The sequence below is a fragment of the Sphingomonas aurantiaca genome (assembly GCF_003050705.1).
Classification (GTDB): Bacteria; Pseudomonadota; Alphaproteobacteria; order Sphingomonadales; family Sphingomonadaceae; genus Sphingomonas; species Sphingomonas aurantiaca.
This window is the reverse complement of record NZ_QAOG01000001.1, coordinates 709,522-729,747: the sequence shown is the minus strand read 5'-3', so window position 1 is coordinate 729,747 and position 20,226 is coordinate 709,522. Positions and strand designations below refer to the sequence as shown.

General features: G+C 65.4%; 22 protein-coding genes and 1 tRNA gene. 12 read left to right on the top strand and 11 right to left on the bottom strand.

Annotation, left to right across the window (positions count from 1 at the left end):
* Nucleotides 1-246 precede the first annotated feature (246 nt).
* Nucleotides 247-2,133, top strand: coding sequence for a ribonucleoside-diphosphate reductase subunit alpha (locus C8J26_RS03440; RefSeq protein WP_425275390.1), 1,887 nt, complete (start codon nucleotides 247-249; stop codon nucleotides 2,131-2,133).
* A gap of 100 nt (nucleotides 2,134-2,233) precedes the next feature.
* Here C8J26_RS03440 and C8J26_RS03435 read toward each other — a convergent pair whose 3' ends face one another.
* Entirely contained in the window at nucleotides 2,234-2,494 is a 261-nt protein-coding gene (locus tag C8J26_RS03435) for a DUF2171 domain-containing protein (protein WP_055881432.1), read from the bottom strand.
* Between the two features lie 56 nt (nucleotides 2,495-2,550).
* Between C8J26_RS03435 and C8J26_RS03430 the strand changes: the two genes are divergently transcribed.
* The 4 genes from C8J26_RS03430 (at nucleotide 2,551) to C8J26_RS03415 (ending at nucleotide 4,942) form a co-directional block, all read left to right on the top strand.
* Nucleotides 2,551-2,754 (top strand): hypothetical protein, encoded by a 204-nt coding sequence (locus C8J26_RS03430; protein WP_107956704.1) that lies wholly within the window; start codon nucleotides 2,551-2,553, stop codon nucleotides 2,752-2,754.
* Nucleotides 2,755-2,813: 59 nt separating this feature from the next.
* Nucleotides 2,814-3,866 (top strand): ribonucleotide-diphosphate reductase subunit beta, encoded by a 1,053-nt coding sequence (locus C8J26_RS03425; protein WP_107956703.1) that lies wholly within the window; start codon nucleotides 2,814-2,816, stop codon nucleotides 3,864-3,866.
* A 6-nt stretch (nucleotides 3,867-3,872) separates the two neighbouring features.
* On the top strand, nucleotides 3,873-4,550 hold the full coding sequence (locus C8J26_RS03420) for a DUF4145 domain-containing protein (RefSeq protein WP_333998710.1): 678 nt from the start codon (nucleotides 3,873-3,875) through the stop codon (nucleotides 4,548-4,550).
* Nucleotides 4,551-4,666: 116 nt separating this feature from the next.
* On the top strand, nucleotides 4,667-4,942 hold the full coding sequence (locus C8J26_RS03415) for a DUF2442 domain-containing protein (protein WP_208631311.1): 276 nt from the start codon (nucleotides 4,667-4,669) through the stop codon (nucleotides 4,940-4,942).
* Nucleotides 4,943-5,226: 284 nt separating this feature from the next.
* Here the strand turns inward: C8J26_RS03415 and C8J26_RS20375 are convergent, their stop codons facing one another.
* The 5 genes from C8J26_RS20375 to C8J26_RS03395 all read right to left on the bottom strand — a co-directional run bounded on the left by C8J26_RS20375 (nucleotide 5,227) and on the right by C8J26_RS03395 (nucleotide 7,737).
* Complete coding sequence (locus C8J26_RS20375; protein ID WP_167398764.1) at nucleotides 5,227-5,367, bottom strand: hypothetical protein; 141 nt, start codon at nucleotides 5,365-5,367, stop codon at nucleotides 5,227-5,229.
* The gene (locus C8J26_RS03410) at nucleotides 5,364-5,633 is read right to left on the bottom strand and encodes a type II toxin-antitoxin system RelE/ParE family toxin (RefSeq protein WP_279628930.1); all 270 of its coding nucleotides are present in this window, start codon (nucleotides 5,631-5,633) and stop codon (nucleotides 5,364-5,366) included. Before C8J26_RS03410 ends, C8J26_RS20375 begins: the two co-directional genes overlap by 4 nt.
* 7 nt (nucleotides 5,634-5,640) lie before the next feature.
* Nucleotides 5,641-5,817 carry a CopG family transcriptional regulator gene (locus C8J26_RS03405; protein ID WP_244185135.1) on the bottom strand — a complete coding sequence of 59 codons (177 nt, stop codon included), beginning with the start codon at nucleotides 5,815-5,817 and terminating at the stop codon, nucleotides 5,641-5,643.
* A gap of 42 nt (nucleotides 5,818-5,859) precedes the next feature.
* Nucleotides 5,860-6,657, bottom strand: a complete 798-nt coding sequence (locus C8J26_RS20795; RefSeq protein ID WP_244185134.1) for a thermonuclease family protein — start codon at nucleotides 6,655-6,657, stop codon at nucleotides 5,860-5,862.
* A 414-nt stretch (nucleotides 6,658-7,071) separates the two neighbouring features.
* Complete coding sequence (locus C8J26_RS03395; protein ID WP_056412176.1) at nucleotides 7,072-7,737, bottom strand: outer membrane protein; 666 nt, start codon at nucleotides 7,735-7,737, stop codon at nucleotides 7,072-7,074.
* A 296-nt stretch (nucleotides 7,738-8,033) separates the two neighbouring features.
* Here C8J26_RS03395 and C8J26_RS03390 point away from each other — a divergent pair, with 296 nt between their 5' ends.
* Nucleotides 8,034-8,240, top strand: coding sequence for a hypothetical protein (locus C8J26_RS03390; protein ID WP_107956700.1), 207 nt, complete (start codon nucleotides 8,034-8,036; stop codon nucleotides 8,238-8,240).
* A 33-nt stretch (nucleotides 8,241-8,273) separates the two neighbouring features.
* Here C8J26_RS03390 and C8J26_RS03385 read toward each other — a convergent pair whose 3' ends face one another.
* Nucleotides 8,274-8,618: a hypothetical protein gene (locus C8J26_RS03385; RefSeq protein ID WP_056412184.1), complete on the bottom strand. Its 345-nt coding sequence runs from the start codon at nucleotides 8,616-8,618 to the stop codon at nucleotides 8,274-8,276.
* Between the two features lie 79 nt (nucleotides 8,619-8,697).
* Entirely contained in the window at nucleotides 8,698-9,957 is a 1,260-nt protein-coding gene (locus C8J26_RS03380; RefSeq protein WP_056412187.1) for a multidrug effflux MFS transporter, read from the bottom strand.
* A 136-nt stretch (nucleotides 9,958-10,093) separates the two neighbouring features.
* Here C8J26_RS03380 and C8J26_RS03375 point away from each other — a divergent pair, with 136 nt between their 5' ends.
* From C8J26_RS03375 to C8J26_RS03360, 4 genes are all read left to right on the top strand, one after another.
* A complete protein-coding gene (locus tag C8J26_RS03375) occupies nucleotides 10,094-10,582 on the top strand; it encodes a hypothetical protein (RefSeq protein ID WP_107956699.1) in 489 nt (162 codons plus the stop codon).
* 139 nt (nucleotides 10,583-10,721) lie between these two features.
* Nucleotides 10,722-11,678, top strand: coding sequence for an isopenicillin N synthase family dioxygenase (locus tag C8J26_RS03370; RefSeq protein ID WP_107956698.1), 957 nt, complete (start codon nucleotides 10,722-10,724; stop codon nucleotides 11,676-11,678).
* Between the two features lie 377 nt (nucleotides 11,679-12,055).
* Complete coding sequence (gene polA, locus C8J26_RS03365) at nucleotides 12,056-14,830, top strand: DNA polymerase I (protein WP_107956697.1); 2,775 nt, start codon at nucleotides 12,056-12,058, stop codon at nucleotides 14,828-14,830.
* A 118-nt stretch (nucleotides 14,831-14,948) separates the two neighbouring features.
* On the top strand, nucleotides 14,949-16,463 hold the full coding sequence (locus C8J26_RS03360; protein ID WP_107956696.1) for a lipopolysaccharide biosynthesis protein: 1,515 nt from the start codon (nucleotides 14,949-14,951) through the stop codon (nucleotides 16,461-16,463).
* On the opposite strand, the gene C8J26_RS03355 is transcribed toward C8J26_RS03360, so the two are convergent.
* Nucleotides 16,460-17,776, bottom strand: a complete 1,317-nt coding sequence (locus tag C8J26_RS03355; RefSeq protein ID WP_107956695.1) for an Nramp family divalent metal transporter — start codon at nucleotides 17,774-17,776, stop codon at nucleotides 16,460-16,462. The two genes, C8J26_RS03360 and C8J26_RS03355, sit on opposite strands and share 4 nt — an antisense overlap.
* Before the next feature lie 187 nt (nucleotides 17,777-17,963).
* Nucleotides 17,964-18,587: a DNA-3-methyladenine glycosylase family protein gene (locus C8J26_RS03350; protein ID WP_107956694.1), complete on the bottom strand. Its 624-nt coding sequence runs from the start codon at nucleotides 18,585-18,587 to the stop codon at nucleotides 17,964-17,966.
* A gap of 60 nt (nucleotides 18,588-18,647) precedes the next feature.
* Between C8J26_RS03350 and C8J26_RS03345 the strand changes: the two genes are divergently transcribed.
* Complete coding sequence (locus C8J26_RS03345) at nucleotides 18,648-18,965, top strand: 2Fe-2S iron-sulfur cluster-binding protein (RefSeq protein WP_056412212.1); 318 nt, start codon at nucleotides 18,648-18,650, stop codon at nucleotides 18,963-18,965.
* A gap of 161 nt (nucleotides 18,966-19,126) precedes the next feature.
* Here C8J26_RS03345 and rlmB read toward each other — a convergent pair whose 3' ends face one another.
* A complete protein-coding gene (gene rlmB, locus C8J26_RS03340) occupies nucleotides 19,127-19,870 on the bottom strand; it encodes a 23S rRNA (guanosine(2251)-2'-O)-methyltransferase RlmB (RefSeq protein WP_055881478.1) in 744 nt (247 codons plus the stop codon).
* Between the two features lie 150 nt (nucleotides 19,871-20,020).
* On the opposite strand from rlmB, the gene C8J26_RS03335 reads away from it, so the two are divergent.
* Nucleotides 20,021-20,106, top strand: a tRNA-Tyr gene (locus tag C8J26_RS03335).
* Nucleotides 20,107-20,226: the final 120 nt, after the last annotated feature.

Here is a 20,226-nt window from a genome sequence, read left to right as displayed (position 1 = left end):
CTTCGCGGTTTGGCACAATCTCTTGGGGTTGCGTTCGGGGGCGAACCCAATCGCTGGTAGAACAACCCTTGCATAGCCCTATGCGATTTGACCGTAAGCGCGCCTTCCACCGCCGCGATGGTCACTTTTTGTTCTCCCGTTTGGGCCCGTCCGATGGTAGCATGGCGACAGGCGACCGATTCGAACGAATACAGAACACTAGGAGCGGTTTCGATGGATTTCAGAAACAGCAGCCGGGATAGCGACATGACCACAGATACGATCGAACAGACCACCGAAACGCCTGCAGCAGAGGCCCCCAAGGCGCCGCGCCAGGCGCAGGACAGCCACTCCGTGCGCGCGCAGATCTACCCGGTCGAGGTCGATCACAGCCGCGACGCGCTGCTGACCGAGTTCGGCAAGGACACGCTCAAGGACCGCTATCTGCTCCCGGGCGAGAGCTACCAGGACCTGTTCGTCCGCGTCGCGTCGGCCTATGCCGATGACGCCGGCCATGCGCAGCGCCTCTACGACGCGATCTCGAAGCTCTGGTTCATGCCCGCCACCCCCGTTCTGTCGAACGGCGGCACCGGTCGTGGCCTGCCGATCTCCTGCTATCTGAACTCGGTCCCCGACAGCCTCGGCGGCATCGTCGACACCTGGAACGAGAATGTCTGGCTCGCCTCGCGCGGCGGCGGCATCGGCACCTATTGGGGCAATGTCCGCGGCATCGGCGAGCCGGTCGGCCTCAACGGCAAGACCAGCGGCATCATCCCGTTCGTCCGCGTCATGGATTCGCTGACGCTCGCGATCAGCCAGGGCTCGCTGCGCCGCGGGTCGGCCGCGGTCTATCTCGACGTCTCGCACCCCGAGATCGAGGAATTCCTCGAGATCCGCAAACCCTCGGGCGATTTCAACCGCAAGGCTCTGAACCTGCACCACGGCGTGCTGATCACCGACGACTTCATGGAAGCCGTGCGCAATGGCGAGGAATGGCATCTGCGCAGCCCGAAGGACCAGGCGATCCGCGCCACCGTCGACGCGCGCTCGCTGTTCCAGAAACTCGTCGAGACCCGCCTCCAGACCGGCGAGCCGTACATCGTCTTCGCCGATCACGTGAACAAGGCGATGCCGAAGCATCACCGCGAGCTCGGCCTCAAGGTCTCGACCTCGAACCTGTGCTCGGAGATCACGCTGCCGACCGGCAAGGATCACCTCGGCAACGAGCGGACCGCGGTGTGCTGCCTGTCGTCGCTGAACCTCGAAACCTGGGATCAGTGGAAGGACGAGAAGGGCCTGATCGAGGACGTCATGCGCTTCCTCGACAACGTGCTCCAGGATTATATCGACCGCCACGAGCCCGGCATGGAACGTGCCGCCTATTCGGCGGGCCGCGAGCGCTCGGTCGGCCTCGGCGTCATGGGCTTCCACAGCTTCCTCCAGGCACGCGGCATCCCGTTCGAGGGCGCGATGGCGAAGTCGTGGAACCTGCGGATGTTCAAGCACATCAGCAGCCAGGCGAACGAAGCCTCGATGCAGCTCGCGATCGAGCGCGGGCCCTGCCCCGATGCCGCCGATGTCGGCGCGATGGAGCGGTTCAGCTGCAAGATGGCGATCGCCCCGACCGCATCGATCAGCATCATCTGCGGCGGCACGTCGGCATGCATCGAGCCGATCCCCGCGAACATCTACACGCACAAGACGCTCTCGGGCAGCTTCTCGATCAAGAACCCGTATCTCGAGAAGATGCTCGCCGAGAAGTCGAAGAACTCGGATGCGGTGTGGAACTCGATCCTCGAACAGGGCGGGTCGGTCCAGCATCTCGACTTCCTCTCGGTCGAGGAAAAGGACTGCTACAAGACCTCGTTCGAGATCGACCAGCGCTGGCTGCTCGAGCTCGCCGCCGATCGCACGCCCTATATCGACCAGGCGCAGTCGCTGAACCTGTTCATCCCGGCCGACGTGGAAAAGTGGGACCTGCTGATGCTCCACTTCCGCGCGTGGGAGCTCGGCATCAAGTCGCTCTATTATCTGCGCTCGAAGTCGGTGCAGCGCGCCGGGTTCGCAGGCGGGGTCGAGGCGGACAACACCATCGACCTGCGTCAGATCGACGTGGAATCGAAGGATTACGATGAGTGCCTTGCCTGTCAGTAAGGCCCTTCGCTGCGGCCTGACGCAAAAAACCCCGGCCCGCACGACGCGGACCGGGGTTCAAGCAGGCTCGGCGGCACGCGTTACGCGTACCGCCAGCGTGTCAGGCCTCTTCTTCGAACGTCACCGCCACGTCGGCGTTGGCCGAAAGGCGGACCTTGCCGTCCTCGATATCCGCAACCAGCCCGAGCGAGATGAAGTGATGATGCCCTTCATGGCTGCCGGTGCCCTCGTTGACCTGCGCGCCCGAGTCCTTCTTGGTCAGCTTGATGCGGTTGCCTTCGACCTTGTCGACGGTGCCGACATGGACGCCGTCCGCACCGATGACTTCGGCATGTTCCTGAATCTGGGTTGCATCGACCATGGTCGTTCTCCTGTGTTGAATACGGGTGCTGAACGCGCGCCGCGCGAGTTGGTCGCATGACGTATGGTTCAGCTATCATGTTCGCGGTCGCGGCCGTGCTCGGAATCGTCGGCTCCGTGCTTCTTTTGCGGCTGCGCTCGCCGACGATCACCGAACCGCAGACTTATGCGTTCAGGATGATCGGCATCATGCTCACCTCGGGCGCGATCGTCCTCGCCATGTCCGCCGCCGCGATGTGGCGATGGAGCACGCAGATATGACGCACCGCTAACCCACCAGTTTCCCCAGTTTACGACAGATTTCCCGAAAGGCTTACCCCATGTCCCTCCTTCACGCCTCCAAGCAGTACAAGCCGTTCGAATACCCCTGGGCGTTCGAATTCTGGAAGCGCCAGCAGCAGCTCCACTGGCTCCCCGAGGAAGTGCCCTTGGGCGAGGATTGCCGCGACTGGGCGCAGAAGCTCAGCGACCACGAGCGCAACCTGCTCACGCAGATCTTCCGCTTCTTCACGCAGGCCGATGTCGAGGTGCAGGATTGCTACCACGAGAAGTACGGCCGCGTGTTCAAGCCGACCGAGATCAAGATGATGCTGACCTCGTTCAGCAACATGGAGACGGTCCACATCGCCGCCTACAGCCATCTGCTCGACACGATCGGCATGCCTGAGAGCGAGTATGGCGCCTTCCTCGAATATGCCGAGATGAAGGAAAAGCATGATTACATGCAGAATTTCGGCGTCGAGAACGACCAGGACATCGCGCGTACGCTCGCGATGTTCGGTGGTTTCACCGAGGGCGTCCAGCTGTTCGCGTCGTTTGCGATGCTGATGAACTTCCCGCGCTTCAACAAGATGAAGGGCATGGGCCAGATCGTCACCTGGTCGATCCGCGACGAGTCCCTGCACTGCGAGGGCATCATCAAGATGTTCCACACCTTCTGTCAGGAGCGCCAGTGCCTGACCAAGGCGGTCAAGGACGACATCGCCGACGTCTGCCAGACGACGATCCGCCTCGAGGACAATTTCATCGATCTCGCCTTCGAAATGGGCCCGGTCAACGGCATGACCCCCAAGGAGATCAAGAAGTATATCCGCTTCATCGCCGACTGGCGCATGACCCAGCTCGGTCTCAAGCCGATCTACATGATCGACGAGCACCCGCTGCCCTGGCTCGCCCCGATGCTCAACGGCGTCGAGCACGCGAACTTCTTCGAACAGCGCGCCACCGAATATTCGAAGGCCGCGACCAAGGGCCAGTGGAACGACGTCTGGGACTCGTTCGACAAGCGCCAGACCGCGAAGAAGGGGCCTGCGGCGAACGTGGACCTGAGTGAGGTTCGGGACATGTTTTCAGATTCAGTTGCTGCGGAGTAAACGATTATGAAATGCCCGCATTGCCTGCACGATATTTATCCAAGCAGCGCTTCAACCAATCTGACCACATACAATTCGCCAGTTATGGTTGGAGGCGACAATGCGGGCAACCCTTTAGGCATTAACGGGACAGTTCATACTTGCCCTAACTGCAAGGGCGCGACAGTCGAGCTGACATTTTACAACGGACCTACTGTTTACTCCGTACTAAGGTCTTACCCGCGAACAGGGCCGTTTCCGCCACCTCCGCCAGATGTACCGAAATCAATTTCTTTGGACTACTCAGAAGCCAATGAGGTTTTACCCATAAGCCCAAAAGCTTCGGCAGCCTTAGCTCGCCGCTGCCTCCAGGGAATACTTTCGTCGCACAGCTATACGGGCCGCGATCTTATGAAGCAGATCGAGTCGGCCCTATCCGAAGCCGATGCAGCTAAGGCCCTTCCGTCGTCTTTACGCGAAAATATTGATGCAATTCGCAATTTTGGCAATTTTTCAGCGCACCCTATTACAGATCAAACAACGCTCCAAGTTGTGGAAGTTGAAGAGGGCGAAGCGGAGTGGTGCCTACAATTACTATTAGATCTATTTGACCATTATTACGTTGCACCGGCCAAGGCAGCCAAACAGCGCGCGAATCTGGCAGCAAAATTAGTAGCAGCAGGGAAGCCGCCGATGAAAAGCTAACTGCTTTCAAGGTAGAAGTAAGGCTGCGCCCTGCCAGTGGGCTCTCGACCATTGGGCCGAACTCATACCAAACTGGCAGCGCGGCGTGCACCTGCTTCCGCTGGAGATGATCGCCAGTGCTGACCTCGATGATTAAACTCGCCAGACTGACCGTCACAGGTACCGACACGCTCGAACTGACGTTCACGGACGGATCGGCGGCACGTTGGTCGGCCGCCGCTCTCATCGCGCGTGATACCGTGATGACGCGCCCCTTAGGCGACCCAGCCTATTTCGCCCGCGCCTTCATCGAAGACGGCGCTCTGGCTTGGCCCAACGGGTTCGAACTGTCCGCAGACGCGCTGCACCAGCGCTTGGCGGCCAACGGCGCGCTCACTTGCGATGCCGCCTGAGGGGCTGACCGCAGCCGCGCGCCCATACTCCGTCACTACGAACCTCTTCGGCCCTTATATCGTCCGCCCATACATCGTCATTCCCGCGAAGGCGGGAACCCATACTCGCTGGCTTCACGGCGGAATCGCGACCCGTTGAGGATATGGTTCCCCGCCTGCGCGGGGATGACGATGGGTACAGGGTCGAGTGGGTTAGACCGGGGTATCTGTTGCGGGGTCCGCCTGTCCACAAACCCACCGCCCTCGATTTCGCGACACCGCCGCGCCCGCGCGTTGCTCGGATTTCAAGAGAGATCGCGCAACACCTGTTCGACCGGGATCATCGCGGATCGGTCCTGTGCCTGCGCCAACCCGCGCTCGATCTTCGCGCGCTTCCACGCATCATAGCCACGCTCGACCAGCCGAACCTTGTCCCGGTCGCTCATCCTGCCTCATCGTCTCTAGCCCCGTGGCGTACGCGCAAGATGATGACCGCGTTTTCCACAACGCGGTAACGCAGGACGTACGGCCAGACCGTCGTCGTCTCCCGCCGCCCGCCGCCGACGTCGCGACCGCGATAGGGAAACACCCCTAAACTATCTGCAACCTCGATAAACCGATCGGCCAGCGCACCGGCAGCAGCTGGGTTGAAGGCCGAGATATAGGTTACGATCGCCTCCAGATTGGCAACCGCGTCGTCCGTCCAGACGATCCGAAAACTAATCGCCGACCCGCGGCCGAGGCAGCGGCTTGGCCGATCCCCAGGACGACAGCCAGCGCTTGACCGCGTCGTGGCTGATCAGTCGACCATTCCGCACATCGGCATCGGCACGCGCGTCGGCTTCCGCTTCCAACGCAGAATCGCTGGTCTCGAACAGGGCCTTCTCGCGCGTCATCGTTGCGACGTTACGCCAAAACCCGTCGCCCGAAAAGCGACCTCACGCCCACCCACACCAGGGCGAGCGCTTCCCCCCGCCATACTGCCGCGCGAGGCCGTGGCGGACCAGTTCCGCACCCAGCGACTTGCCATCGCGCTCGACGAGGCGGAGCTTGCGGCCGTAGCGGTCGACGTCGCGCTTGATCGGGACCAGCGTGAACGGGCCGGCATTGAGCAGCGCCTGCATCTTCACCGTCGCAGCCTGCCCGAGCCGCGCTTCGCGCGCGCAGCGCGGCGGGTGCGTCTCCGGCGTGTCGATGTCGGCGATGCGGATCTTGGTGCCTGCCATCCAGAATGTGTCGCCGTCGACCATGCAGTCGATCCGCTTGGCATGGCCGCAGATCGTAAAGCGCGTCGATACGGGCTTGCTGCCCGACAGCGCCGAGGCGAGCGCGGCCGCGGTCGACGCCGCGCTCGCGACGCCCGCCGCGGTGGCGAGCGCGCCCGTAGCGGTGGTGGCAGCCCCGGCAGCGGCAGCAGCGGCCGACGACGCGTCCGCCTTAGCCCCCGCCGCAGCCGCGTCCGCCGCCTTGCTCCAGCCGCCGGGGACGCGCAGGTGCCCGGCAGGCCAGGCGATCCCGAATCCGGTCGGCCATTCGATCTTCAGCCCCGGCGGCACCAGCGCCGACCAGTCGATCTGGCGGATGACGGGCATCATCAGACCGATCAGCACGCCGTAGAACACTAGGCGGAGCTGTAGCAGGACACCGGGCGCGGCCGTGCGGCCCGACCCGCCGCGACGCGTGGCGCCCGCGCGATCGCCGCTCAGCAACCGCATGAAATCAAAGACATACTCCATCGTCCCCCGCGCGTACGCGCGCGCGCGCGTATGTCACCTGTCCGACCGTTCGACTTGCGCCAGGCGGAGTCAGAAATGAGGCGAACGCATCGTGAACATCGCGCCGACCGCATCGGCGGGCTGAATGGTCCGCGCCAAGCCGTGCACTGCCCCGAAATGCCCGGGATTTCGGTGTCCTACACGAGGTCGCCATGCTTAGGTCGACGCATGGCACGACACGGCACAACCAGCGCACATCCGGTCCGGACCGGCGCCACGCACATGCTCCGACGAACGTCGTGCCAGCGTCTCTACTTCCTCTACTTCACTCGCTCGCGACACCGTGGACGCCAGACGCACGAAGGGCGGGGAATGGCCCTAGCCACTCCCCGCCCCTGTCACGCGTCAAGCAATTCCCTCTTGCGAGGCAAGGGCTTAGAAGTGCGTGATGATGCCGAGCATCGGACGGAAGCTCTGCGCGTCGCCGAAGGTGTTGACCTCGGCGCGGATGCGGAAGCCTGCGTTGCCGGTGATGCCCTTCAGGCCAATGCTCTGCGGACCGACTTCTGCGCCGATGCCGTAGGTGATCGCGCTGTAGTCACGACCGGTGTTGCCACCGTTGGTCGAACGTGCCGAGAAGTGGTCGAAGTTGACCCACTGGTAGCCGACCTTGCCGTAGAACAGGCCGCTGTCGCCAGCGCGGAAACCGAAACGGCCTGCTGCGCCATATTCCCAATCGATGTTGCCATCGATACCCTTGATCACGTTGCCTTCTGCGCCGACGAAGACCGGGCCGAGCGGCACGTTCACGCCGAGCACGCCCTGGACCAGCGAGCCCGAGGGCTTGTAGCCGCGACGGAGCGAGTTGTCAGCGTTCAGCGCCTGCGGGATGCCATGGCCACGCTCGTTGTCGAACTGCTCCCAGCCGCCCATCACGCCGAAATACGGCTCGATGCCGAAAGCCTTCGAGCCGTCGGGCGCTGCTGCTTCGCCGGGCTGCGCGCTGTTGTCGGTGGGGGCCGGTGCCGACATGTCCTGCGCGAAGGCGGGGACTGCGACCGTTGCGGCGGCGAGGGCGATTGCCAGGGAAAGCTTACGCATGCGTGTGACCTTATCTCGAGTGTTGCGTGGATCCCCGACTGCACGGTGCGCCGGTTGGTCCAGGCAAGTCGAAACAGGCCGGCGGGCACAAGGTTGCACAAAAAACGTCACAATCGGGGAACTCTTCCCGAGTGTTGCGTTACAGCAACGGTTCCTGTCGCTTTGATGAACGAACTATGGCGGCGGCACCCGGAACCGGGTCGAAAGACAGCGGAAAAGTGGCAAAAATCAGCCTGCGCCGCCGTTAACGCTGTCGCTTCACACGCCGGTGAGATCCCGTGTGCAATGCAGCATGAATGGGATTTTCGAGGCTTTTCCGCAGCCGTTGGGCGGCGTTGTTCTGGTCCGCGGGGATCCTGTGGACCGCATACGACGTCGCTGGCGATGCGCCGGAACCGCAGCCCAAGACGATGCCGGACCGGACTGCCGCGCAGCCTACCGATGCGACCGGCGCGACATTCGATCCCCGCGACCTCGCTGTGCTCGCGAACGCGGGGGAATAGCGACGCACCCAGTCCGGGCGCGTCGCGGATCGTTCAGGGCTTCAGCGCGACGTCGTCGGCGTCCTTGAGATCCTCGTCCTCGTCGATGCTGCCGTCATCGAGTTCGTCCTGGACGTCGTCCTCGTCCATGTCGTCCTCGTCCATCGTGACCGAGGAATCGGTCTCGCCGACCTCTTCGGAGTCCATCGCGGTCTCGTCGATCGACTCGTCGTCCGTGTCGTCCTCGCCCAGGTCGGGATCGAGGTCGGTCAGGATGACGCCGTCGCTCGGTCCATTGCGCGTGGCCTCGAGGATCTCGGCGCGCTGGCTCTCGTCATAGCCTTCTTCGTCATAGCCGTCGTCGCCCGATCCGGCACTCGGCACCTGATGTCCGCCCATGGTCACACTCCCTCGTTCCAGGACGCCCGCACGGTGCGGGCCTACCCGATGCGAACGGTGGACGTGCGCGGTGGTTCCTTCAAGCGCGCGTCGGCGCCGTGGATGCCGGCCGGAACAACCGCCCGCGCTCGGTGACGAGGATGGCGACCAGCGCGGCGATCCCGGCGATCAGAAAGCCTGCGACCAGCGGCACGGTGGTCCCGTCGAACGCCTGCCCGATCACCGCGCCGATGACCGCGCCCACGGTGACGCTCAGGAACCCCTGCACGCTCGATGCGGTACCCGCGATCCGCCCCATATTCTCCATCGCCATCGCCGAAAAGTTCGACGTCGCCAGCCCGAAACAGCCCAGCGTCAGCGCCTGGAAGATCGCAAAGCTCACCAGCGTCTCGAACCCGATCTCGATCGCGAACAGATGGACCAGCGACACCAGGATCAGCACCGACAGCGCGCCATGGCTGATCAGCCGGGTCCCCAGCCGCATGACGATGCGCGAGTTGAGCAGGTTGCACGCCGCCATCGTCACCGACGTCGTCGCGAAGATCAGCGCGAGCAGGCCGGGCTTGTGAAACACGTCCGCCATGACCTGCTGGATCGAATTGAGATAGCCGTACAACGCGCCCATCAGCGCGGTCGAGGCGAGCGTGTAGCCGAGCGAATTGCGGTCGCCGAGCGTCTGCCGCCAGTCGCTGAAGATCCGGCTCGGCGTGATCGGCAGGACGTTCTCGGGCGCCAGCGTCTCGGGCATGCGGAGATAGAACCAGACGAGCACGCCCAGCGTCAGCACCGCGACGGTCCAGAAGATCGCGCGCCAGTCGCCGAACTGCAGCACCGTCCAGCCGAACGTCGGCGCCAGGATCGGCACGATCATGAACACCATGAACGCGATCGACATGACCCGCGCCATCGCCCGCCCATGATAGCAATCGCGCACCAGCGCGATCGTCGCCACCCGCGCCGCTGCGATCACCGCACCGCCGAACACCCGTGCCGCCAGCAACAGCGTGAAGCTTCCCGCGGTGGCGCACGCCACGTTCGCGACGATGTAGAGCGCCAGCGACCAGAGCAGCACGGTCCGCCGCCCGAACCGGTCCGCGAGCGGGCCATGGACGAGCTGCGCGACGCCGAAGCCGATGATGAACGCGGTCACGACGAACTGTCGGCCGTTCTCCGACGCGACGCCGAGCGAGTCGCCGATCGCCGGGAGCGCCGGCAGCATCGAGTCGATTCCGAGTGCGGTCAGCGACATCAGCGACGCGACGAGCGCGACGAACTCGACGAAGCCGATCGGCGCGCCACGCATCGCCGGCGCGTCGGATTGGGGGTCCTGGGTCTGCATGATGCCAGCGCCTTACCCGCTCGGGCTGTCTTGCGGAACCCGTCAACCGGCGCAATCCGTGCCGGGCATGCCCGATTGCGGGATCGGGCCGTGCGCCCTATCTGTATTGCGATCGCAACACACTTGGGAGACCGCCATGTTCCGCCCCCTTCTGCTTGCCACCGCCGGCCTGTTCGCGCTGTCCGCCTGCGACCGGTCGAACGAGGGCGCATCGGTGTCGATCAACGCCGATGGCGGCAATGTCCTTGGCGCGATCAACGGCGAGACGGGCGAGATGAAGATCAACGTCCCCGGCTTCCAGGGCTCGGTGAAGCTGCCGAAGATCAAGGTCAATGCCGGCGATTTCGACCTGAACGGCGTGCGGCTGTATCCGGGGTCGTCGATCAAGACGCTGAACATCGTCGGTGACGACAAGACCGGCGGGCTCCGCGTCGCGTTTGCGGCTCCCGCCACCCCAGCGATCGTCCGCGACTGGTTCGCGCAACGCCTCGGCAAGGTCGGCTACCAGGTCCATGCGGACGGCCAGAACCTGATCGGCACGACCGACGACAACAAGCCCTTCCGCCTCGAACTTGCCCCCGACGGCGCGGACAAGGCGACGGGCACGATCGTCATCAGCGGCTGACGCAAAATAGCGCGGCCCTGACATCCCTGCCCTTCAAACCAGGGGGGCGGTCGAAATCTCGGTTCGCGCTAACCCTAGCATTTGGCACGGCTTCCCCGAGCGCCTATATCGGACGGCCACCAATCCGGACACGCACCCCATGCTCGACACGCCCGCCGCCCAGGTCCCGACGCTCAGCCTCGCCACGCAGGACACCGACCCCGATGGCTTTGCCGCCGCGTTCGGCGAATCGTTCGAACGGTTCGGCTTTGCGATCGTCGCCGATCACGGCATCCCCGCCGACCTGATCGAGCGCGCCTGGGCCGAGACGAAACTGCTGTTCGACCTGCCCGAGGACGAGAAGCGCGGCTATCACATCGCCGGCGGCGGCGGTGCGCGCGGCTACACGCCGTTCAAGACCGAGATCGCCAAGGACGCCAAGGTCGTCGACCTCAAGGAGTTCTGGCACGTCGGTCGCGAGCTGCCCGAGGGTCATCGCTATGCGGACACGATGGCCCCGAACGTCTGGCCGACGCGGCCGGAGGGCTTCAAGCCGGTGTTCCTCGAGCTGTTCGCCGCGTTCGACCGCGCGGGCGACAAGCTGCTGTCGGCGATCGCACGCCACCTGAAGCTGAAGCCCGACTGGTTCGATCCCGCGGTCAAGGACGGCAACAGCATCCTGCGCCTGCTCCACTACCCGCCGATCCCCGCCGATGCCGAAGGCGTCCGCGCCGGCGCGCATGAGGATATCAACCTCATCACGCTGCTGCTCGGCGCCGAGGAAGCCGGGCTCGAACTGCTCGACCGCGCGAACGGTCGCTGGCTGTCGATCAAGCCGCCCGAGGGCGCGATGGTCGTCAACGTCGGCGACATGCTCCAGCGGCTGACCAACAACGTGCTGCCGTCGACCACGCACCGCGTCGTCAACCCGCCGCCCGAACGCCGCGGCCATTCGCGCTATTCGATGCCGTTCTTCCTGCATCCCGCCCCCGATTTCCTGATCGAGACGCTGCCGGGCACGATCACGCCGGACAATGCGAACCGCTACCCGACGCCGATCACCGCACACGACTACCTGTACGAAAGACTGGTCGAGATCGGCCTAATCAAGAAGTAACACTTGTTCCCCCGCGACCGCGGGGGCCCAGGAGCCACATACGATACCGCCTGCGACCCCTGGACTCCCGCCTTCGCGGGAGAACAGGTTGGTAGAACGTAGCGGGAAAGCGACGCAGCATTCTCCAAGCCTATGCCTCCACCCCGGCGAAGGCCGGGGTCCAAATGGAAAGGTTGTCGTGACGACGCGCACCGCTCCGTCATCACCGTCCCCCGATTGGGCCCCGGCCTTCGCCGGGGTGGTGCTTGGCTAGCGGCAGTACTCGGTTCGGAACGAGTAGCCCCCCCCAACACCCCATCGCTTTTCTCCCCACCTGATACCCAACAACCACGCTTCGCCCATTGGTCCGCGCCCCCGCATCCGCTAGACCGCGCGCGATGCCCCATCTCTATCTCGTCGACGGCTCCGGCTATATCTTCCGCGCCTATCACCGGCTGCCGCCGCTCACCAACAAGCATGGCGAGCCGGTCGGCGCGGTCTATGGCTATACCACCATGCTGTGGAAGCTCGCGGACGAGGTCCACGCCGCCGACGGCCCCACGCACATGGCGGTCATCCTCGACAAGTCGTCGAAGACCTTCCGCAACGATCTCTACGACAAGTACAAGGCGCAGCGGCCCCCCGCCCCCGCCGATCTGATCCCGCAATTCCCGATGATCCGCGACGCCACGCGCGCCTTCTCGCTGCCGTGCATCGAGACCGAGGGGCTCGAGGCCGACGACATCATCGCCTGTTACTCGAAGGCGGCGCTGGCGCAGGGCTGGTCGGTCACGATCGTCTCGTCGGACAAGGACCTGATGCAGCTGATCGAGCCCGGGCTCGACATGTACGACACGATGAACAACCGCCGGCTCGGCCCCGAGCATGTCGCGGAGAAGTTCTTCGGCATTACGCCCGCGCAGCTCGGCGACGTGCTCGCGCTGATGGGCGACAGCGTCGACAACGTGCCCGGCGTCCCCGGCGTCGGCCCCAAGACCGCCGCCAAGCTGATCCTCGAGCATGGCGATCTCGAATCGGTGCTCGCCGCCGCCGACGGCATGAAGAAGAGCAAGCTGCGCGACAATCTGATCGAGCATGCCGAGATGGCCCGGCTGTCGAAGGTGCTCGTCTCGCTCAAATGCGACGTCGCGCTGCCCGAGCCGCTCGAGGATCTCGAGCTCAAGGGCATCCCCGACGCACCCTTGCGCGCGTTCCTCGAGCATCACGGCTTCAAGTCGCTGATCGCCAAATTGTCGGCAGTGGCCGAGGCGCCGGTCGCCGAGTCGCCCGTCGTGGCGGACATGGACGCAGACGAGCCCTGCAAGCACGACGACTATGAAACGGTGGTCGACGAAGCCGCGCTCGATCGCTGGATCACGATCGCGCGGCACCAGGGCTGGATCGCGATCGACACCGAGACGACCGGGATCGACGCGACGCGCGCGGATCTCGTCGGAATCAGCCTGGCGCTGCATCCGAACCTCGCCTGCTACGTTCCTATCGCGCATGGCGGCACCGATCTGCTCGCGGAAAACCCGGTCCAGATAGACCGCGCGATCGTGCTCGCGAAGATGAAGCCGTTGCTGGAGGATCCGAGCATCCTGAAGATCGGCCACAATCTCAAATACGACATGATCGTCCTCGCCCGCGCCTATGCGGCCACCGGCGGCGTGACGATCGCGCCGTTCGACGACACGATCCTGATGAGCTTCGATCTCGACGCAGGGCTGCACGGCCACGGCATGGACGAACTCGCCGCCACGCACCTCTCTCACACTTGCATCGCGTTCAAGGACGTGGTCGGCACCGGCAAGTCGCAGCGGACCTTCAACGAAATCGACCTCAAGGCCGCGACCCACTATGCCGCCGAGGACGCGGACGTGACGCTCCGCCTCTGGCGCCGGTTCAAGCGCCGCCTGCCCGCCGAGGGCTCGACCCGCGTCTACGAGATGGTCGACCGCCCACTCGTCCCCGTCATCGCGCAGATGGAGATGCACGGGATCAAGGTCGACGCCGCGAAGCTGTCGCGGCTCTCGACCGAGTTCGCCGGCCAGATGGCGAGCCTCGAAACCGAGATCCACGCGCTCGCTGGCGCGCCGTTCACGATCGGCAGCCCGAAGCAGCTTGGCGACGTGCTGTTCGAGAAGATGGGGATCAAGGGCGGCCGCAAGGGCAAGTCCGGGGTCTATTCGACCGACGTCACCGAACTCGAACGGATCGCTGCGGACAAGGATTCGCCCGGCGCGGTAATCGCGCGCAAGGTGCTCGACTGGCGCCAGCTGTCGAAGCTGAAATCGACCTATACCGATGCGTTGCAGGCGCAGATCAACCCGGCGACAGGCCGCGTCCACACCTCCTACTCGCTGACCGGCGCGCAGACAGGGCGGCTGTCGTCGACCGATCCCAATCTCCAGAACATCCCGATCCGCACCGAGATCGGCCGCCAGATCCGCGACGCGTTCGTCGCCGAGCCCGGCAACGTCATCCTCGCCGCCGATTACTCGCAGATCGAGCTGCGGCTGGCCGCGCACATGGCCAACGTGCCTGCGCTGAAGCAGGCGTTCGCGAACGGCGACGACATCCACAGCCTCACCGCGCAGGAGCTGTTCGGCGAGGTCAACCGCGACACGCGCGGCCGCGCCAAGACGATCAACTTCGCGATCCTCTACGGCATCTCGCGCTGGGGGCTCGCCGGTCGGCTCGACGTGAGCGCGGACGAGGCGCAGGCGATGATCGACCGCTATTTCGATCGCTTCCCCGGCATCTCCAGCTACATCGTCGACACCACCGAAAGCGTCCGCGCTACAGGGTTCACGACGACGCTGTTCGGGCGGAAAACGCATTTCCCGCGGATCCGCTCGAAGATCCAGCACGAACGCCAGGGCGCCGAGCGCGCCGCGATCAACGCCCCGATCCAGGGGACGAGCGCGGACATCATCAAGCGCGCGATGGTCCGCATGGGCCCTGCACTGCTCGAAGCCGGGCTGCCCAACGTGCGCATGCTGCTCCAGGTCCACGACGAACTCGTGTTCGAACTGCCCGAGGGCGATGTCGAGGCGGCCAAGCCCGTGATCGAACGCGTGATGGCCAACGCCGCGACGCCGGCGGTCACGCTCGACGTGCCGCTCGGCATCGAAATCGGCACCGGCCTGAGCTGGGGCGCGGCACATTGATCGCGCAGGGCGGCAGCCGGCCGCGCCCGGCTGACTCGCACAAGCGCGGCCGGCGGAGCGCTTGCTCCGACCGACGACGCGGCTTTGCCGCCGCGCGCCGCACCAACGGCGCCCGCCCGTGACCGAATCCACGCAGGATATCGACACGCTCGCCAAGGGCGGTCGCACCAACATCGCGGGCTTCGTCCTCCGCCTCGCCGCGCGCATCCCGTTCCTGTTCATCGCCGGTCGCATCTACGGGCCCGACCTGGTCGGCCGGTTCGCGATCGCGGTCGTGGTGGTCGAACTCGCCGCGTTGCTGGCGACGCTTGGCCTCAAGCGCGGGCTCGCACAGGCGCTCAGCAGCGCGGATCGCCCGCACGCCAACGTCGTGTGGGATGCGATGGCGGTCGCCTTCGTCGCCTCGCTCATCGCCAGCGCCGTCCTCTGCACCTTCCCGCAGATCATGTACCCGAACAGCGCGATCACCGGGCTGGACCGGTTCCTGCCGCTGATCATCGTCGCGATCGCCTGGTCCGACGTCAGCCTTGCAGCCCTCGCCTATCGCCTCAACGTCAAGGCAGCGGTGACCGCGCGCGCGGTGGTCGAGCCATGGACGATCTCGATCGCCGCCTGGGCCTTCTCCTACTTCACGATCCGCGACGGGCTCGTGCTCAGCTATGTCGCGTCGATGACCGCGGCGCTGATCGCGAGCCTCGTGCCGTTCCTGCGCAGCTACGGCGTGCCGCGCGGCTGGTCGCCGCATCTGCGCCCGCTCTACGCGCTCGCGCGCGCCAACGTGCCGCTTGCCGGTGCCGACATCCTCGAATGGGGCAGCCGCAACGTCGACCGCTTCATCCTCGGCGTGATGTTCGAGCCGAAGGTCGTCGGCATCTACTACATGGCGCAGCAGGTCGCATCCCTGCCGCAGAAGCTGAAGACCAGCTTCGATCCGATCCTCGGCCCCGTCATCACGCACAGCCTCGCGATCAACGACCGCGCCGCGATCGCCAATCAGGTCCGCCAGGTCGCGTTCTGGATCATGGCCGCGCAAGGCGGTCTTGCGCTGATGGGCTCGATCCCCGGCGAGGCGGTAATGGGCGTGGTTGGCCCGCAGTTCGTCGCGGGCACCGCCGCGCTCGCGTTCCTGCTGACGGCCGAATTCCTTGCCTCGACCGGTGCGGTCTGCGAATCGGCGCTCGTCTACATCGCGCGCCACCGCAACCTGATGATCTCGGCGGCGATGCTCGCCTTCCAGATCGCCCTGAGCTTTGCGCTGATCTTCGCGATCCGTCGCTTGGGCTATCCGGTCAACTACCAGGCAGCGGGGCCGGCGATCGCGCTGATGCTGTCGGTGGCGCTGACGTCGATCATCAAGTCCAAGCTGCTCGGTCACCTGCTGGGCGCGAACGTGTCGCCGTGGCGCTGGCCGCTGGTCTGGGCCGCGCTCGCGGCGATCGTCGTTGGGGCGGGGTTCACCGCGCTTCCCAAGCGCTACGAATGGGTCGAACTGGCCGTCGGCGAGCCTGCCATCGCTGCGACCTATCTCTACATCCTGTGGAAATACGCGTTCGGGCCGGCAGATCGCGCGCTGTTCGCTAAGAAGCCCGCCAAGGACGCCAGCCTCCCCAACGCCGGTGCGCCGGTCGCCTAGAGCATTCCGACCAACAGCGTCGCATTCAGCCCGATGATCACCGCGGCGATTCCCCAGGCGAGGATCTTCAGCCAGGCCGGGCTTACCAGATCACCCATGATCGTGCGGTCGCCGGTGAACTTGACGAGCGGCACGACCGCGAACGGCAGCTGGAGGCTGAGCACGACCTGACTCAGCACCAGCAATTTCGTCGCGCCCGAATCGCCCGTCGCACCAATCACGAACACCGCGGGAACGATAGCGAGAAGCCGGGTCACCAGTCGCCGCGCCCAGACGGGCATGCGCAGGTTGAGGAAGCCCTCCATCACGATCTGCCCCGCGAGCGTGCCCGTCACCGTCGAGTTCTGCCCCGACGCCAGCAGCGCGACTGCGAACAGGACGCTCGCCGCCCCCATGCCGAGCATCGGCGCGAGCAGTTCATACGCCTGATCGATCTCCGCGACGTCGGTGCGCCCCGCGACATGGAAGGTCGCCGCCGCGAGGATCAGGATCGCGGCGTTGATGAAGAAGGCGAGGCCCAGCGCGACGGTGCCGTCGATCGTCGCCATCGTGATCGCGTCGCGCTTGCCCGCCTCGTCCCGCGCAAACGCGCGCGTCTGGACGATCGACGAGTGGAGGTAGAGATTGTGCGGCATCACGGTCGCACCGAGGATGCCGATCGCGATGTAGAGCATCGCCGGGTTGGTGACGATCTGCGTCGTCGGCACCAGCCCGCTCAGCACGCCCGCCATGTCGGGGCGCGCGAGGAACAGTTCGAACACGAAGCAGCCGGCGATGATGACCAGCAACGCGACGACGAACGCCTCGAGCTTGCGGAACCCGAAGCGTTGCAGCGCGAGGATCAGGAACACGTCGAGCACGGTGATCGCGACGCCGTAGATCAGCGGGAACCCGAACAGCAGCTTCAGCGCGATCGCGGTACCGAGCACTTCGGCGAGATCGCAGGCGATGATCGCGATTTCGCAGAAGAACCAGAGCGCGACCGAAACCGGCTTCGAATAGTGCGCGCGGCAGGCCTGGGCGAGATCGAGCCCGGCAACGATCCCGAGCCGCGCGGACAGCGCTTGCAGCACCATCGCCATCAGGTTCGACAGCAGCACCACCGACAGCAGGGTATAGCCGAACGCGGACCCGCCGGCGATGTCGGTCGCCCAGTTGCCGGGGTCCATATAGCCGACCGCGACCATGTAGCCCGGCCCGACAAAGGCGAACAGCCGCCGCCAGAACGACGCGCCCTCGGGAATGACGATGGTCCGATGACTCTCGGCGAGCGAGTTGGCGAAGTCCGAGGCGGGCAGGTTGGGCGCTGACATCGGGGGCTGCTTTGCCGGACGGGGCGAGCGGGAACAAGCGCTTGCGTCCAGGCGGACCGTCAAAGTCGCCCGCTCCCCGTCCGTCACCCCAGCGAAAGCTGGGGTATCCCGATTGGCGGGCGTCGCGGCTCGAACGGGGAGATCCCAGCTTTCGCTGCGATGACGTGGAGTGGGGGGAAACCTCCCCTCAGATTACCTTCATGTCCGCCTGGTAATGATGCCAGGCGAAGATCGCCGCCGCGCCGCGGTGCGGGCGCCACGCCTCCGCCACCTCGCGCGTCAGCTTCTCGCTCGGGCGGGTCTCGTGACCGAGGATCCGACCGACCTCGATCTGGATCGCCAGGTCGCCCGCGGGCCAGATGTCGGTCCGCCCTTCGGCGAACAGCAGATATATCTCCGCCGACCAGCGGCCGATCCCCTTGACGCGGACCAGCGCGGCGATCGCCTCCTCGTCGTCCTCGGGCAGGTTGGTCAGATCGAGCCGGCCGCTCGTCACCTCGTCGGCAAGACTGCGCGCATAGCCGAGCTTCTGCCGCGACAGCCCGGCGCTGCGTAGCGTCTCGTCGCTGGCGGCGGCGATCTTTGCGGGGTCGCCCGCGCCGCCGACCACGGTGTCGAGCTTGGTCCATACCGCCTGCGCCGAGGCGACGCTCACCTGCTGGCCGACGATGGTGCGCAGCAACGTCGCAAAGCCGCGCTCGCTGATCCGCGGCGCGGGGTGCCCGGCATTGCCGACCGCCACCGCAAAGGCGGGCTCGATCGCGCACAGGGCCGCCATCGCGGTTTTGAGTTGGTCGGCGTTCAGGCCCATGATGCTTGATCCCGGCGCCGCGCAACGGCATGAACGGAGGAAGATTTTTCGGAGAATGACATGCCCAAGCTTATCGTCGTGACGCGCGAAGGGGAAGAACGCGAGATCATGGGCGAAGCGGGGCTTTCGGTGATGGAAGTCATCCGCGACGCCGGCATCGACGAGATCCTGGCGCTTTGCGGCGGCTGCTGCTCGTGCGCCACCTGCCACGTCCATGTCGACCCGGACTTTGCGGCCAAACTGAAGCCCATGGGGCCGGACGAGGACGACCTGCTCGATTCGACCAGCGACCGCGATGCGGGATCGCGACTGTCGTGCCAGATCGAGCTGACCGATGCGCTGGACGGGCTAAAGGTCCGCATCGCCGCAGAGGACTGACCCAAGTCCCTCGCCCCTCCGGGGAGAGGGAGGGAGGAGCCGTAGGCGACGGAAGGGAGAGGGGCGTTGGGACGAGTGTCCCGAGCCTCAAACCCCTCACCCTTCCCACCGCAAGCGCGGCGGGCCCCTTCCCTCTCCCCGAGGGGGAGAGGGAGCTCAGGTCACCGCGTCGTGACCGCGTAGAGCGCGATCGCTGCGGCGTTCGAGACGTTGAGGCTCTCCACCTTCTCCGAGATCGGCAACTTGGCGAGCTCGTCGCAATGCTGCTCGGTATTCTGCCGCATGCCCTCGCCCTCGGCGCCGAGCACGATCGCGATGCGCTGCGTGCCCATCGCCTCGCCCAGCGTCTGCGTCGCGTGGCCGGTCAGCCCGATCCGCCAGAAGCCGGCCGCCGCGATCTCCTCGAGAGCACGCGCCAGATTGACGACGCGAATCCACGGCACCGACTCAAGCGCGCCCGATGCCGCGCGCGCGATCGTCCCCGATTCGGGTGGTGCGTTGCGATCGGGGGTCACGATGCCGAGCGCATCGAACGCCGCCGCCGAGCGCAGGATCGCGCCGACATTGTGTGGATCGGTCACGCCGTCGAGGATCACGAGCGGGCGATTATCGTCCTTGCCATGCTCGAGCAGGTCGGCGAGCCACATGTCCTCGAGCGGCTCGACCTCGATCACCACGCCCTGGTGCGGCGCATCGCCGGGCACCAGCCGCGCCAGATCGGCTGCCTCGGCATAGGTCACGGGGACGTCGGCGGGCAGATCGAACCCGGCCAGCGCCTCGCGCGTGCCGAGGATCTTGCGCACCGTGCGCTCCGGATTGTTCAGCGCGGCGCCAACCGCGTGCTTGCCCCAGAAGCGGGGGCGGCCTGCCGGCGCCTTGCTCGGCCTGTGTCCCTTGCGTGCCATATTCGCTCTCGATCGTGTCTGTGTATGCGGCGTCCTTGTCGGCATTCTCCCCCCGCGGCAACAGCGAAGCGCGAAACTTCTCAAAACCTGCGTTGACACACCGGGCTCGCTTCGCCATTGAGCCGCCTCGCTTTGATAAGCGGCTCATCTGGACAGGTGGCCGAGTGGTTAAAGGCAGCAGACTGTAAATCTGCCCGTGCAAGCGTACGCTGGTTCGAATCCAGCCCTGTCCACCACTACCCTCGGGTAGTGTCTACCCAGACCATGTCGACCGGCCTTGCACGCGGTCGACGTCTCTCCCCCCAGATACCGATTATCTTGCAGGCGAGCCGAAGCGCGCGTGACAACCGCGCATG